A 15,400-nucleotide genomic window follows, 5' to 3' on the forward strand; every position below is an offset into this window, starting at 1 on the left:
CTAAAAGTAAAATGATACAGAATAGACACTGCGGAGTGGTCGTTCAGTTGGTTAGGCTTTTTATTGGAGAGCTTAGCGGCCAGTCACGCCGGGGGACGTGTCGCTTTCAAGGTTAATAGAAAGTCCCGTTAACGTAGCCACTATACCAAGAAAGCCCTAATTGAAAGATTAGGGCTTTTTTACATCTGTTATAAATACATTTAACGGTATAAACACGGTTAAATGACATTAGTTAAGCTTTCTCATCCCTCTTTCATCCTGTATTCTTTTAGTATTGCTATTTCAAGGATGACATCATGCGTTTTAAATCACTCTTACTTCCTGCTTTATGTCTTTTTGTTTCACCTTTAGTTTTTGCAGAACAAGCTCGTCCCAAAATTGGTCTTGTGCTTGCTGGTGGCGGAGCAAAAGGTGCTGCTCATATTGGTGTACTAAAGGCATTAGAAGAGATGCATATCCCTATTGATTATATTACTGGTACTAGTATGGGGGCTTATGTTGGTGGGCTGTATGCTTCAGGGATGAGCGCTGATGAAATTGCAGAATTTATTGGTACGGTAAATTGGAATAGTGGCTTTGTTGATAAAGTTGAACGAAGTGAAAGAGAAATAAGAGATAAAGAATATGAAGACCGTTATCAAATTGGAACTGATATTGGTTTTTCATTTACAGAACTAAAAGCACCAAAAGGGTTTGTTCAAGGTCAAAATATGGCTAAAATCCTCCGAACAACCTCAGGTAATGTTTCTTATTTACAATCTTTTGATGATCTTCCTATTCCTTTTAGAGCGGTGGCCACAGACATTGAAAAGTTGGAACCTGTTATCTTAGATAAAGGGAATTTGGCAGAGGCAATGATGGCGAGTATGTCAGTGCCTGGAGCTTTACCTCCAGTTGAATATGAAGGTCGTTTACTCGTCGATGGTGGCAGTGTAAATAATATGCCTGTAGATGTAGCTAGGGACATGGGGGCAGATATCATCATTGCTGTAGATATTGGTTCTGATTACTTAGAAGCAGAAGATATATCAAGCTATTTATCTGTAATGGGGCAGCTAACAAACTACATAGTAAAGAATAGTACTAAACAGCAAGAAGCTCTATTGAATAATAATGATATTTTTCTTGCACCAAATGTGGGGAAAATGGACACTGCAGAATTTGATAAAATGCCTTTTGCTTACGGGAAAGGCTATGATATTGCTTATGAGCAACACCTAAAATTAGATAAGCTAGTATTATCAGCCTCCGAATACCAAGCGTACTTAAATGAAAAAGAGAAAAAAACCAGTAAGCTAAAACGTGGTAATAATCTTAAAATAGATCATATAACACTGAATAATAATAGTTCATACAGTGAACGTATGTTATTGGAGTACCTTCAAATAGATGAAGGCGAAATTTATACTTCAGATCAATTAGAGGCTAAAGTCAGAGCGTTATATACGATTGATAGATTTGAACGAATTGATTATTTTTATCAGACAACCAGTGATGGAGAGACGGAATTAGTTGTCGATGTAAATGAAAAAAGTTGGGGACCCAATTATTTAGATTTTCGATTTGCATTAGAGGATGACTTTTACAATGAAAGTAAATACTCACTTGGTTTTTCGATTAACTTTACAGATATTAATATCATAGGCTTATCTGAAAATAGTTCTGAGTTAAGAACGAATTTTGAGCTAGGTACAGATAAGTTGATGCAAGCCGAGTTATATACCCCTTTTCTTAGTAATCAATTATTGTTTTCTTCTCTAAAAGGAACTTATAGCGTTACTCAAACTCAATTTAGGCCAACTCCAACCCTTGATAATATAGATAATTATCTACCTACGGAATACAGTGAGCTTGAATTTGAGGCATCTTTAGGAATACAACCGGCGCTGTGGAGTGATTTTAGAGTTGGCGCAAGATATACAACTGGTGATTTAGTTTTAAATATTTTACCCGATTATAATAGCAATTATGAAAGACAAGGAATATTTGTACAATATCGTTTAGATACACTAGATAACTTTACTTTCCCGACTAAAGGTTTTTATTTATTTTCTGAGTATCTATATAGCGAAGATACATTAGGGGAAATTAGTAGCAGTGATATGATTGATGATTCAGTTGTTGAGTTAACCGTTAATGGCAGATTTGCTTATACGATAAAGCGTCATACTTTAGTCGTACATGGAGAGTACGGAGTTGTCGAAAATAAAAGTGGAGGGATCCCTCTGGAGCCTAAATCATTAGGTGGTTTTCTTCATTTATCAGGGATATCAAAAGACAGTTTATCTGGCGAAAACCTGGCATTTGCAAGCTTAGTTTATCGTTATCGCTTAATGGATAATGATTTTGGGCTATTTCAGTCACCTATATACTTAGGAACCTCTCTTGAGCAAGGAAGTGTGTGGAACGATGAGCACTTTAGTGATGCGCCTATGTATACAGCAGGCTCTATTTTTGCAGGGATAGATTCACCATTAGGGCCTATTATTTTAGCTTATGGTAGAACAGAACAAAATCATGAATCAGTATATTTAAGCATTGGAGCAACATTATAATGTTTAAAAGTGCGCCATAAGTCGTATGTTGTTTGATGTGGTGAGATTTTAATTTTAAGTTAAATTTGCTATCATCTCGCCACATTTTTAGTCTATACCGATACATATTCTCTTGTTTTATTGAGATTTATAACAGAATTAAAAAGTTAAAGGATATAAACTGAATCGTTTCCAAGGATGTTTACTCATTAAGAGTAGACCAGAAAGTGAGGAATTAAGTCGTGCTTGAAGCTTATCGTAAACACGTCGCAGAACGTGCTTCTGAAGGTGTGGTCCCAAGACCATTAAATGCTGAACAAGTAGCAGCATTAGTTGAACTAGTAAAAAATCCGCCACAAGGTGAAGAAGAAGTTATTCTTGATTTACTAGAAAATCGCATTCCCCCTGGTGTTGACGAAGCCGCTTATGTTAAAGCTGGTTTCTTAACTGCAATCACAAAAGGCGAGGTATCGTCTCCTCTGGTTAGTCGTGAAAAAGCTGCTCAATTATTAGGTACGATGCAAGGTGGTTATAATATTGATTCGCTCGTCAATTTACTTGATGACGAAGAGCTTGCCCCTATCGCAGTAAAAGCACTATCTCATACATTATTAATGTTTGATTCTTTCTACGATGTAGAAGAAAAAGTAAAATCAGGTAATGAATCAGCACAGCAAGTACTTCAATCTTGGGCTGATGCTGAATGGTTTACCGCAAAAGAAAAAGTAGCGGAAAAAATCACTGTTAAAGTATTTAAAGTCACTGGTGAAACAAACACCGACGACCTATCTCCAGCACCAGATGCTTGGTCACGCCCAGATATTCCAGTTCATGCAAAAGCGATGCTGAAGATGGAACGTGACGGAATTACACCAGATGAGCAAGGTAGCGTTGGCCCAATTAATCAAATTGAAGAGATGCAAAAAGATGGCATCCCACTGGCTTATGTTGGTGATGTTGTTGGTACGGGCTCTTCACGTAAGTCAGCAACAAATTCAGTTCTTTGGTTTATGGGCGATGATATTCCTTATGTACCGAACAAACGTACTGGTGGAGTTTGTTTAGGTGGTAAGATAGCTCCAATTTTCTACAACACAATGGAAGACTCAGGTGCACTGCCGATTGAATTGAATGTTCAAGACATGAATATGGGTGATGTCATTGATATCTTCCCTTATGAAGGTGTTGTTCGTAAAGGTGGTGTAGAGATCTCTAACTTTGATCTTGGTAAAGTATTGCTTGATGAAGTTCGCGCTGGTGGCCGTATTCCACTTATCATTGGCCGTGGTTTAACAAGCCGTGCTCGTACTTCTCTTGGTCTTGAAGATACCGATTTATTTGCTAAACCAGTTGACCCATCAGCTTCAGATAAAGGCTACACTTTAGCTCAGAAGATGGTAGGTAAAGCTTGTGGAACTGAAGGTGTTCGCGCTGGTCAGTATTGTGAACCTAAGATGACAACTGTGGGCTCTCAAGATACCACTGGTCCTATGACACGTGATGAGCTAAAAGATCTCGCTTGTTTAGGTTTTTCTGCTGATCTTGTTATGCAATCATTCTGTCATACATCGGCTTATCCAAAACCTGTTGATGTTAATACTCACCATACACTGCCTGATTTTATTATGAATCGTGCGGGTGTTTCACTTCGTCCTGGTGATGGTGTAATTCACTCGTGGCTAAACCGTATGCTTCTACCTGATACCGTTGGTACTGGTGGTGATTCACATACACGTTTCCCTCTTGGTATCTCTTTCCCTGCTGGTTCTGGCCTTGTAGCATTTGCTGCTGCGACGGGTGTTATGCCTCTGGACATGCCTGAATCAATCTTGGTTCGTTTTAAAGGTGAAATGCAACCGGGTATTACATTACGTGACCTTGTTCATGCCATCCCTTATTACGGTATTCAGCAAGGCCTATTAACAGTAGCTAAAGCGGGTAAGGTTAATGAATTCTCTGGTCGTGTACTAGAGATTGAAGGTGTTGAGCACTTATCTGTAGAACAAGCATTTGAATTATCAGACGCATCTGCTGAACGTTCAGCCGCTGGTTGTACTGTTAAGCTTTCTCAAGAGTCAATTGAAGAATATTTAAATTCGAATATTGTTATGTTGAAGTGGATGATTTCTGAAGGTTATGGCGATCGTCGTACTCTTGAGCGTCGTGTTACTTCAATGGAAGAGTGGTTAGCTAATCCTGAATTGATGGAAGCAGATAAAGACGCGGAATATGCACATGTGATCGAAATAGATCTTGCGGATATTAAAGAACCAATTCTTTGTGCTCCAAATGATCCCGATGATGCTCGTTTACTTTCAGAAGTTCAAGGTACAGAAATTAATGAAGTATTCATTGGTTCTTGTATGACGAACATCGGTCACTTCCGTGCAGCAGGTAAGATGCTTGAAGAGTTTAATGGCTCTTTAAATACTCGCTTATGGGTTGCTCCACCAACGAAGATGGATAAAGACCAACTGACAGAAGAAGGCTACTACGGCATCTTCGGTCGCGCAGGGGTTCGTATTGAAACTCCGGGTTGTTCACTATGTATGGGGAACCAAGCTCGTGTTGCTGATAAAGCGACAGTAATGTCGACCTCAACTCGTAACTTTCCAAACCGTTTAGGTAATGGTGCCAATGTTTACCTTGCTTCTGCTGAGCTTTCAGCGGTTGGCGCGATTCTAGGTCGAATTCCAACGCAGGCTGAATACTTAGAATATGCTCAAAAAATTGATGCAACGGCAGCGGATACATACCGTTACTTGAACTTCCATAAAATGGGGCAATACACAGATAAAGCAGATACTGTTATTTTTCAAGAACCCGCTTAATCTTTGTTTATGATTAAAAAAAGCAGCCAAATAGGCTGCTTTTTTGTTGTGTATTATTTGATATTAATACCGTATCTAAATTGTTTTTATTAAAAACGCGTTACATTATTTTTTAACATTTATAGAGTAAATAGCGGCTACGTTTCTTGCTGTATTTTCAACATTTATTGCTGCTTCTTTCAGTGCAATCTCTAATGATACAGAACGAGGAACGACACTAAATACCGCGTCAATACCGTAATCGTGAACAACAGCGCAATCGTCAGATAAACAACCAGCAATACCAATAACAGGTAAATTATATTTTTTAGCAGTTCTTGCTACTCCAATTGGAGTTTTACCGTGAATGGTTTGACTATCGATACGACCTTCACCTGTAATCACTAAATCTGCATTAGATAGCACATCACTTAAATTAACAGCATCCATTACGATTTCGATACCAGGGCGAAGATTAGCATCAAATAACCCAAGCAGTGCAGCACCAAGACCGCCAGCTGCACCTGCACCTGCTATCTCTTTAATGTCTTTGTTTAATTGTTTTTTAATTACGTCAGCGTAATGACTCAGATTGCTATCAAGTTGCTTAACAATTTCTAGAGTCGCGCCTTTTTGTGGCCCAAATACATAAGATGCACCTTTAGGGCCACAGAGTGGGTTGTCGACATCACAAGCAACCTCTAATAGGGTATTATCTAATCTAGGATCTCTATTGCTTATATCGATAGTGGCTAAATCTGCTAATGATCCACCACCAAAAGTAAGATCATTACCTTCTTGGTCTAATAGTTTAATACCAAGTGCTTGAGCCATACCTATGCCACCATCATTGGTCGCACTACCGCCAATACCTACGATAATGTGTTTAACACCTTTATCTAAAGCGGCTTTAATTAATTCACCCGTACCATAAGTTGTCGTATGTAATGGGTTACGATACTCAGGTGCAACAAGGTGAAGACCAGAAGCAGCTGCCATTTCAACAATAGCGGTTTTACCATCTCCTAATAAGCCATAAAAGCCAGTGACAGTATTCCCAAGAGGTGCCGTTACTTGGCATTCAATAATTGATCCGCCAGTAGCATCAATTAAAGATTGAACCGTTCCCTCACCTCCATCAGCCATTGGTAATTTTATGTATTTAGCATTCGGTAGCACTTGTTTAAATCCAGCTTCAATTGCGGTAGCAACTTCCATTGCGGTTAAACTTTCTTTGTATGAATCGGGAGCAATAACAATTTTCATAATAAAGCCTTATTAAACAAATAAACCAAAGACGCCAAAAATAAGAGTAGAGACGGTCGCGATCATTAGACCGACAGCTGATTCATAAGGGATTAGTTTTAAACGTTCTTTCATATCCATATGAACAGCACCCCCTGTCGCATGGAAGAAACTGCCGTGTGGCATGTGATCAAATACTGTTGCACCAGCATGAATCATTGCGGCACCAGCAAGAGCAGGCACGCCAAGCTCTAGAATAGTATGGCTAAACACACTTGCAGCGACGGCAGTACCTGCGGTAGTTGATGCTGTTGCTAATGACATCATGGCACCAGAAATTGGCGCTAATAAATAAGAAGGAAGACCTGATGCGGTTAATACTTCAATCAATCCTGATTTGAGACCTGAATTTGCAATGATACCAGCGAGCGTACCCGTACCTAGCAGCATTACTGCAACGGGAGCCATTCGAGATAGACCTGATACAGCAAAATGGTTAGTGTCTTTAAATCGGCCCATTGCTACAGCACCAAGTAAGCCACCAAGCGGAAGGGCAATTAAAGGGTCAACATTAATTCCTGCGATAGGGCGTAAAGCAAGAAGGCTGATAGCAACAAGAGGGGCGATAATTGAAGCTATGAAACTTGGCAGGCGAGAATGGTCAACTGATACCACTTCATGCTCTTGAACTTTACTGCCTTTATTAATTAATTTTTTAGCGATGAAGTAGGCGAAAACTAAGCCGAATAAACCAGGAATAATACCGGCAGCCATTACTGAAGTTAGGGGAACATTAAATGCGTCAGCAGCTGCAATAGCGTTTGGATTTGGTGACATTACGTTACCAGCTTTACCGCCTCCAACCATCGCTAATAGGATTGCCATTTTTGAAAGGTCTGCACGACGAGCAATTGCGAGAGCAATAGGAGCAACAGTAATAACAGCAACATCAACAAAAACGCCTACAGCTGTTAAGATCATTGTCGCCACAGCTAAAGCAAGCAAAGCACGAGTTTCTCCGACTTTTTTTACAATGGTTTCAGCAATCGATGTTGCAGCACCAGATTCGATTAATACACCAGCAAGAACACCTGCGGCGAGAATACGGAGTACAGCAGTAACAATACCTTGAGCGCCGCCGATCATTAAGTTAACGGTATCTGTTAGTGATACGCCGCCAACAATACCACCAACTAAAGCACCTATGATCATGCCATACGCGGGCGGTACTTTTTTCAAAATGAGTGTAATTGCCACGATCAGCGCAGCAATTGCGCCTAAAGTAGATACTTCGATCATATTAATGTTCCATTTAATAATTAAGATGGCAGTAATCTATCTGTAACCTAGAAAATAAGCTTTAGACGCATGAACAAAATTGATTGATTAGATAATTCATATATTGTGCATTTGCACAAATACTTTCGTATTATTTATTGGTTAATATAGCTAAATATAAATAAGTGATGTCATTTATCTTGTTGATATTTAAGCCTGTTTCTTTTTCTATTCTTTCTAATCGATAACGAAGAGTATTTCGATGAATATGAAGTATTTTGCATGTTTGAGCTGAATCACAATTATGAATAAAAAAGGTGCGTAATGTTTTTAGTAAGCTGCCCTTTGTATCTGCTAACAATATTTTTTTCAGTGGGAGCGCTAATTGTTGTGAACGCCAAGTATCACTACGTAAGCCATCAATAAGAACAGGTAGTACGTTATCTTGATAAAACAGAATTCGGCTTTTAGAGTTTGCAGTATTCATGGTCGCTTTTGCTGTCATATAAGACTGAGATAACCCTTCTAAATTAGGAAAGTAATCACCGAGAGCTATTTTTATCGTGAACTTTTCATCATGAGATATCCTCTGGAAAAGCTGGCGAATACGTTTTTCTTCGTGGCTTCGGTTCCATCCTGTATCTGTTAATGTGATTGGTTTTAAAACGACAACTTCATTTAAAGTCACAGAACTGATAGCAACTAGATTATCTCGTTCAGGATATTCAAGTAAGTGAACCAGTTTTTGTAGATGGGTAAGGGACAGGTTTTCACCATTAAATGAATCGACTTTAATGATGGTCGCAATTCGAGGTTGATTAAGATCGAGTTCTAATCGTTCTGCAATCGAATACAATTGCTGAGTATTGAGATCTGAGGGTTGGATAAGTTGCAGTACTAATTCTTCTTTGTGTCGTTTACTCCACTGTATTTCTGTCATTAGAGCTGCTTGTTCAATAATCAACTCTGCAGTCATTTTTACTAACTCACCGTATTGCTGAATATCAACTGGTTTTCCTGAAATACCAACGACACCAATTACGTTATTCTGAAAAATAATGGGAAGATTGATCCCTGCTTTTACACCTCGTAATTGTTGGGCTGTCGCATGATCTATTTCCACAATTCTATTTTCATTAATCGCTAAAATTGCACCTTCATGACGACAATTAAGACGAGAAAGATCGCCAGAGCCAATAATTACACCATATTCATCCATCACATTAACTGAATGTTTAATGATTTTCATTGAGCGTTCAACAATCTGTTTCGCGATTACCGTTGTTAACTGCATTATATTGTCTCTATTTATCGGTCTGTGAGTTAGGTGGTTTGCTATAAAAATAGTAGCGATGGGATTATACTTAAGGAAAATAGCTCGACATTGTCTTTGATTAAAAACGTGTGAGCTAATACCAGTTAATCGTTAGGATATCCGATGGATTACGAATTTAAAAAAAATACACTCGATGGCACTTACCATGCAAACTTCTCTATGGGTCATGAAGCAATGGGGCGTTGGCTTATAGAAGATGTAGCAAAAGACATTGAATTATTAGCTGAGTTATACGAACAAATTGCAGCAGTAAAAAACACACAAGATGAGTGGAAACGCTCAGGTCAGGTAATGACGCTTATCTTGACCGATCAAGAAGTTATCGTGCAAGAAAATGCGCTTTTTGAAAATTCAGAAGAAGAATTTGAAGAAGATATCCATATGTATGACGATGAATGCATATCAGTATGTGGGCTAGAGGATTTTGAAACTATGCTCCAAAGTTGGGAAGTATTTATCCGACGTTTTTAATTCGTATTATAATTGCTCATTATTCGGGAAAGGCTGCACTTATTTAGTGCAGCCTTTTTTGTTTTAGAAAAAAATAATAAGTTAACTTATTGATTGTTATTGTTTTTAAAAGTTGGCACACGAATTGGATTGTTGATTATAAGTTACAAATAATTCAAGGATTGAAGCATGAAAATAATTAACGCCATTATAAAACCATTTAAATTAGATGATGTACGTGAAGCGCTCGCGGATGCGGGAGTTGATGGAATGACGGTATCGGAAGTCAAAGGATTTGGTCGTCAAAAAGGTCATACCGAATTGTATCGAGGCGCAGAGTATCAAGTCGATTTCCTGCCAAAAGTAAAATTAGAAATTGCAGTTCAAGCAGAGCATGTTGATAACATTATTGAAGCGATAACGAAGGCGGCTCATACCGGAAAAATTGGTGACGGTAAGGTTTTTGTTTATGACCTTCAGCAAGCGGTACGTATTCGTACTGGTGAAACAGACACTGAAGCACTTTAAGGATAGAGGACAATATTATGGAACTTTCAACAACCGTATCAGAACTTCGTTATGCCCTAGATACCTTTTTTTTCTTAATGTCAGGTGCCTTGGTAATGTGGATGGCAGCAGGTTTTGCGATGTTAGAGGCAGGCTTAGTTCGCTCAAAAAATACCACTGAGATTTTAACTAAAAACTTATGTTTGTATGCTATTGCTTGTACAACTTATTTAGTGGTTGGTTATAACATTATGTACGTTGATAATAGTGCTGGTGGCTTTATTCCTTCTATTGGTGCTTTGATAGGAACGCAATCGGAAGGGGCAGATCATTCATTAGAGTCTGACTTTTTTTTCCAAGTCGTTTTCGTTGCTACCGCAATGTCAGTCGTATCTGGTGCAGTTGCTGAACGAATGAAGCTTTGGTCTTTTCTTGTATTCTCTGCGATTTTAACTGCCTTTATTTACCCAATGGAAGGGTATTGGACATGGGGTGGTGGTTTCTTATCTGAAGCTGGATTCAGTGACTTTGCAGGTTCTGGTATTGTTCATATGGCAGGTGCTTCAGCAGCATTAGCAGGTGTACTATTACTTGGTGCTCGTAAAGGGAAGTATGGCAAAAAAGGTCAAATTTACCCAATCCCTGGCTCTAATATGCCTTTAGCAACATTAGGCACCTTTATTTTATGGTTTGGTTGGTTCGGATTTAACGGTGGTTCTCAATTAATGATTTCAGATTTTGAGAATGCAACTGCGGTAGGTCAAATATTTTTGAATACCAATGCGGCTGCAGCTGCGGGAGCTATTACTGCTCTATTTGTTTGCAAAACAACGTGGGGAAAAGCTGATTTAACCATGGTTCTTAATGGTGCATTGGCTGGACTTGTTGCGATTACAGCGGATCCTCTATCCCCATCGCCTTTAGCGGCTGTAAGTATTGGTGCCGTTGCTGGTGGGCTGGTTGTCTTTAGTATTATTGCTTTTGATAAAATTAAAATTGATGATCCTGTCGGTGCGATTTCAGTACACGGTGTATGCGGATTATTCGGTTTAATGGTAGTTCCTATCAATAATGCGGATGCTACTTTTGGTGCTCAGCTGTTTGGTGCTGTCGTTATCTTTGCATGGGTGTTTGGTGCAAGTCTTGTCGTTTGGGCAATACTTAAGGCAACAATGGGTATTCGAGTTACAGAAGATGAAGAACTAGAAGGAATGGATGTGCATGACTGTGGTATTGATGCTTATCCAGAGTTTGTTAGTGTTAAATAAAATAGCACGTAAATAATTTGTTACAAATTTAAAGCCTTAATGCCTCGGTATTGAGGCTTTTCTCTATAAAAAAATGGTTGAGATCATTGTCATTTTTAAATTGATTTGTATAATAGCGATATTGATAAGTATTCTTATTACCATTTGTAACTAGAGATTTTAAAGGAATATCATGAAAAAGCTATTATCAGTTTCTGCACTAATCGCAGGTATGTTTGCACCAAGTGTTATGGCTGCAGAAGAAGTTAACGTTTACTCTTACCGCCAACCTTTCTTGGTTGAACCAATGTTTAAAGAGTTTACCAAAGAAACTGGTATTAAAGTTAACGTGAAATTTGCTAAAAAAGGCTTAGCTGAAAAGCTCGCTCAAGAAGGTGAGTTAAGTCCTGCGGATGTAGTATTAACTACAGATATTAGCCGTCTAGCTGAATTAACAAATAAAAATCTGGTTCAGCCAGTAGATAGTAAAACAATTGATGCTAACGTTCCTGCTCAATACCGTGATTCGGATGATGAGTGGTTCGCATTAACTCTACGCGCTCGTAACGTATATTCATCTCGTGATCGTGTTGGAAGGTTAGGTGCTGATTTTGATTATGCAGATTTAGCTAATCCTGAATGGAAAGGTAAAATTTGTACACGTAGCGGTAAGCATCCTTACAATGTATCTCTAGTTTCTTCTATGATTGCTCATCACGGTGAAGCAGAAGCAAAAACATGGTTAGAAGGCGTAAAAGCAAACCTAGCACGTAAACCTCAAGGTAACGACCGCGCACAAGTTAAAGCAATTAAAGAAGGTCTTTGTGATGTAGCTTTAGGTAATAGCTATTACCTGGGTAAGATGGTCAATGATCCTAAGCAAGTATCATGGGCTGAATCTGTATACATTAACTTCCCTAACCAAAACACAGATGGTACGCACGTAAACATCAGTGGTATGGCAATGGCTAAATACGCACCAAATAAAGATAATGCATTAAAACTAATGGAATTCTTAACGGGTGATGTAGCACAAGGTATGTATGCGGAAGTGAACTATGAATACCCAGTGAAACCTGGTGTTAAACGCTCAGAACTAGTTGCATCTTGGGGCGAGTTTAAAGCCGATACTTTATCTTTAGATGCAATTGCTGATAACCATACTAAAGCAATCAAGCTTCTAGATGAAGTTAAGTTTGATCTTTAATTTGATATTTATTATTGGTGAGGTAACAATACCTCACCATTTCAAAAAGAGCCTTGCAGTTTAGGCAATGAAAGAAAAATTATTATTCTGGAAAACCAGTAGTTGGAGTTTATCTCTATTGCTGGTTTTGCCGATCTTAGCGATCCTATATACCGCACTAGGTAATACCGATGATATTTTTACTCATCTGTTTAATACCGTTTTGCCTACCTACACGTTAAATACGGTTCTATTAGTATTTGGTGCGATGTTCTTTTCCTTAATCTTAGGTGTACCCTCTGCATGGTTTATGGCCATGTGTCGCGTACCTTCCTCTTCTATTTTGCAGTGGGCGTTGGTGCTTCCTTTAGCAATGCCTGCTTATATTGTAGGTTATATCTACACCGATTGGTTAGATTTTGCTGGACCTATCCAAGTATTACTTCGAGATATTACCGGGTGGCAATCGTACGGGGATTATTGGTTCCCTGATATTCGTACCTTAACCGGTGCTATTCTTGTGATGTCTTTGGTGCTCTATCCTTACGTATATTTACTTGCTCGTGCGGCCTTTATGGAACAAAACATCAGTTTGTTGCAATCTGCTCGCCTATTGAAATGTACGCCTTGGGAAAGTTTTAAGCGTATCTCTTTGCCTTTGGCTCGCCCTTCAATTGCTGTCGCACTTTCTCTTGTCGCAATGGAAGCATTAGGCGATTTTGGTACCGTTAGTTATTTTGCAGTAAATACATTAACAACAGCAGTTTATGATACGTGGTTAGGGTATTCGAATTTGAATGCGGCAGCTAAAGTCTCTGCATTTATGCTGATGGGAATTCTTTTACTTATCAGTGGTGAGCGATATAGCCGTCGTAAACAAAAAATGTTCCAAGAGAAATTCAATACCAACGAAGAGTTTCAGTATGACCTTTGTGGTTGGAAAAAATGGGGAGCATTCATTTGGTGCTGGGGACTAGTCTCGATTGCTTTTATTTTTCCATTATTACAGCTAATTAGTTATTCTTTTCATTACTTTGAAGAGAGTTGGACAGCAGAGTTTCAAGAGTATGCGGTAAATAGCTTATACGTATCTTCTATTGCTGCCATTATCGCTGTAATTATTGCTTTGGTGGTGAATTTTTTACATCGTTTACAGCCAAACAATAAATGGAGCGTAATGCCAATGCGTTTGGCATCTCTTGGTTATGCCGTTCCAGGAACTGTACTGGCTATTGGGGTAATGCTACCAATGATTGGTTTGGATCATCTCGTTAATGATATTTCAAAACAATTAGGTTTTGGAATGGTTGGCTTAATTTTCTCGGGTTCAATCTTTGCGTTAATTTTCGCATCGGTAACTCGCTTTTCAGCCGTTGCGATTGGGTCGATTGAAAGTAACTTAAATAAAATACCACCTTCATTAGACATGGCATCACGCACTTTAGGGTGTGGAACATGGTCTATGTTGCGTCGCGTGCATTTTCCATTAATTCGTCGTGGGTGTTTAATCGCTGGTTTATTGGTGTTTATAGAAACGATGAAAGAGTTAAATGCTGCATTATTATTACGCCCATTTAACTTTGAAACCCTTGCAACTTATGTATTTAATTTTGCTTCTGATGAGCAATTAGAAATTGCAGCAATGCCTGCAGTATTATTGGTTTTAGTTGGCTTGATCCCATTGATCATTGTTAACCGTTCTTTGGAGCAACAGCATTAATGAATTCTGCACTATCTATCTCTAATTTGACTTGTCGCTATCATGAACAGGATATTTTATCTCAGCTCTCTTTAAACGTTGAATCGGGTGAAATTGTTTGTTTGCTAGGAGCGAGTGGCTGCGGAAAAACCACTCTTCTAAAAGCGATTGCAGGTCTCTTGCCTCTTTCTGAAGGTGAGATGAATCTCAATGGTAAAGTGATTACCGACAGTAATACATGGTTGCCACCAGAGCAGCGTAACATAGGTATGATTTTTCAAGATTATGCGTTGTTTCCACATCTTACTGTAAGTGAAAATATCGGGTTTGGTTTAAAAAAATGGGAAAAGCAGCGAGCAATAGATAAAGTTGAATCTATGCTTCACCTTGTGCACTTAAGTGGTTTTGGTGATCGTTACCCTCATCAACTATCGGGCGGTCAGCAGCAACGTGTTGCGATTGCAAGAGCATTAGCTAGCGAGCCAGACCTTCTTTTATTAGATGAACCTTTCTCAAATATTGATACTCAAGTTCGTCATGATCTAATTAAAGAAATTCGCCGTATTTTTAAAGCTCAAGGTGTGACTGCTATTTTTGTTACTCATAGTCGTGAAGAAGCGTTTGCTTTTTCTGATAAGTTAGCAGTAATGAATCATGGTGTGATAGAGCAATTTGGCAGTGCAAATGATTTGTATTATTCACCAAACAGTCGCTTTGTTGCTGATTTCTTAGGTGGTGGATCTTATGTATCAGGTATGATTGGCCAAGATGGGAATATTGAAACCGCCGTTGGATTGATCTCTTGCGGTCGTAGTTCTGAAGATGCAAATAAGAAAGCAGATGTTTTACTTCGTCCACAAAATATTACTTTATATAGAGATTCATCAGGCAGTGCTATTGTTAAAGAATTACAATTTATGGGTGATACGTGCCGATATGTAATTGAAGATGATGGGACGCAATTGATTGGTGTATCTAATGATTCTTTATCGAATGGTGAGAGAGTAAGGGTAGATATAAAACCTCATTGTCCAATCGTATTTCTTCAAGAAAACAATTAAGATTTTTAGATAAAAAGAACCCAGCTAATCGACTCAAGTATTAGCTG

General features: G+C 38.7%; 11 protein-coding genes. 8 read left to right on the forward strand and 3 right to left on the reverse strand.

Going from position 1 to position 15,400, the window contains the following annotated elements; genetic code table 11:
* Positions 1-296: 296 nt before the first annotated feature.
* Both BTO23_RS00370 and acnB read left to right on the forward strand, forming a co-directional pair.
* On the forward strand, positions 297-2,555 hold the full coding sequence (locus tag BTO23_RS00370) for a patatin-like phospholipase family protein (protein WP_105062781.1): 2,259 nt from the start codon (positions 297-299) through the stop codon (positions 2,553-2,555).
* Between the two features lie 221 nt (positions 2,556-2,776).
* Entirely contained in the window at positions 2,777-5,365 is a 2,589-nt protein-coding gene (acnB, locus tag BTO23_RS00375; protein ID WP_061014202.1) for a bifunctional aconitate hydratase 2/2-methylisocitrate dehydratase, read from the forward strand.
* 105 nt (positions 5,366-5,470) lie between these two features.
* Here acnB and BTO23_RS00380 read toward each other — a convergent pair whose 3' ends face one another.
* From BTO23_RS00380 to BTO23_RS00390, 3 genes are all read right to left on the reverse strand, one after another.
* Entirely contained in the window at positions 5,471-6,610 is a 1,140-nt protein-coding gene (locus BTO23_RS00380; RefSeq protein WP_105062782.1) for a glycerate kinase, read from the reverse strand.
* 12 nt (positions 6,611-6,622) lie between these two features.
* Positions 6,623-7,888, reverse strand: coding sequence for a GntP family permease (locus tag BTO23_RS00385; protein ID WP_060994162.1), 1,266 nt, complete (start codon positions 7,886-7,888; stop codon positions 6,623-6,625).
* 130 nt (positions 7,889-8,018) lie between these two features.
* Entirely contained in the window at positions 8,019-9,161 is a 1,143-nt protein-coding gene (locus tag BTO23_RS00390) for a sugar diacid recognition domain-containing protein (protein WP_060994161.1), read from the reverse strand.
* Between the two features lie 144 nt (positions 9,162-9,305).
* Between BTO23_RS00390 and BTO23_RS00395 the strand changes: the two genes are divergently transcribed.
* From BTO23_RS00395 to BTO23_RS00420, 6 genes are all read left to right on the forward strand, one after another.
* Positions 9,306-9,674, forward strand: a complete 369-nt coding sequence (locus BTO23_RS00395) for a YacL family protein (RefSeq protein ID WP_105062783.1) — start codon at positions 9,306-9,308, stop codon at positions 9,672-9,674.
* Positions 9,675-9,842: 168 nt separating this feature from the next.
* The gene (locus tag BTO23_RS00400) at positions 9,843-10,181 is read left to right on the forward strand and encodes a P-II family nitrogen regulator (protein ID WP_105062784.1); all 339 of its coding nucleotides are present in this window, start codon (positions 9,843-9,845) and stop codon (positions 10,179-10,181) included.
* Positions 10,182-10,198: 17 nt separating this feature from the next.
* Positions 10,199-11,428 (forward strand): ammonium transporter, encoded by a 1,230-nt coding sequence (locus BTO23_RS00405; RefSeq protein WP_060994158.1) that lies wholly within the window; start codon positions 10,199-10,201, stop codon positions 11,426-11,428.
* A 172-nt stretch (positions 11,429-11,600) separates the two neighbouring features.
* Entirely contained in the window at positions 11,601-12,614 is a 1,014-nt protein-coding gene (locus BTO23_RS00410; protein WP_061037476.1) for a Fe(3+) ABC transporter substrate-binding protein, read from the forward strand.
* A gap of 67 nt (positions 12,615-12,681) precedes the next feature.
* Complete coding sequence (locus BTO23_RS00415; RefSeq protein ID WP_105062785.1) at positions 12,682-14,313, forward strand: ABC transporter permease; 1,632 nt, start codon at positions 12,682-12,684, stop codon at positions 14,311-14,313.
* Complete coding sequence (locus BTO23_RS00420) at positions 14,313-15,353, forward strand: ABC transporter ATP-binding protein (protein WP_105062786.1); 1,041 nt, start codon at positions 14,313-14,315, stop codon at positions 15,351-15,353. The genes BTO23_RS00415 and BTO23_RS00420 overlap by 1 nt, the downstream gene beginning before the upstream one ends.
* Positions 15,354-15,400 lie beyond the last annotated feature (47 nt).

The organism is Aliivibrio sifiae, assembly GCF_002954715.1.
Lineage (GTDB): Bacteria > Pseudomonadota > Gammaproteobacteria > Enterobacterales > Vibrionaceae > Aliivibrio > Aliivibrio sifiae.

Coding starts and splice junctions, on each gene's coding strand:
- BTO23_RS00370 (WP_105062781.1), top strand. CDS start 297: ATGCGTTTTAAATCACTCTTACTTCCTGCTTTATGTCTTTTTGTTTCA.
- BTO23_RS00410 (WP_061037476.1), top strand. CDS start 11,601: ATGAAAAAGCTATTATCAGTTTCTGCACTAATCGCAGGTATGTTTGCA.
- BTO23_RS00420 (WP_105062786.1), top strand. CDS start 14,313: ATGAATTCTGCACTATCTATCTCTAATTTGACTTGTCGCTATCATGAA.
- BTO23_RS00385 (WP_060994162.1), bottom strand. CDS start 7,888: ATGATCGAAGTATCTACTTTAGGCGCAATTGCTGCGCTGATCGTGGCA.
- BTO23_RS00415 (WP_105062785.1), top strand. CDS start 12,682: ATGAAAGAAAAATTATTATTCTGGAAAACCAGTAGTTGGAGTTTATCT.
- BTO23_RS00395 (WP_105062783.1), top strand. CDS start 9,306: ATGGATTACGAATTTAAAAAAAATACACTCGATGGCACTTACCATGCA.
- BTO23_RS00400 (WP_105062784.1), top strand. CDS start 9,843: ATGAAAATAATTAACGCCATTATAAAACCATTTAAATTAGATGATGTA.
- BTO23_RS00380 (WP_105062782.1), bottom strand. CDS start 6,610: ATGAAAATTGTTATTGCTCCCGATTCATACAAAGAAAGTTTAACCGCA.
- BTO23_RS00390 (WP_060994161.1), bottom strand. CDS start 9,161: ATGCAGTTAACAACGGTAATCGCGAAACAGATTGTTGAACGCTCAATG.
- BTO23_RS00405 (WP_060994158.1), top strand. CDS start 10,199: ATGGAACTTTCAACAACCGTATCAGAACTTCGTTATGCCCTAGATACC.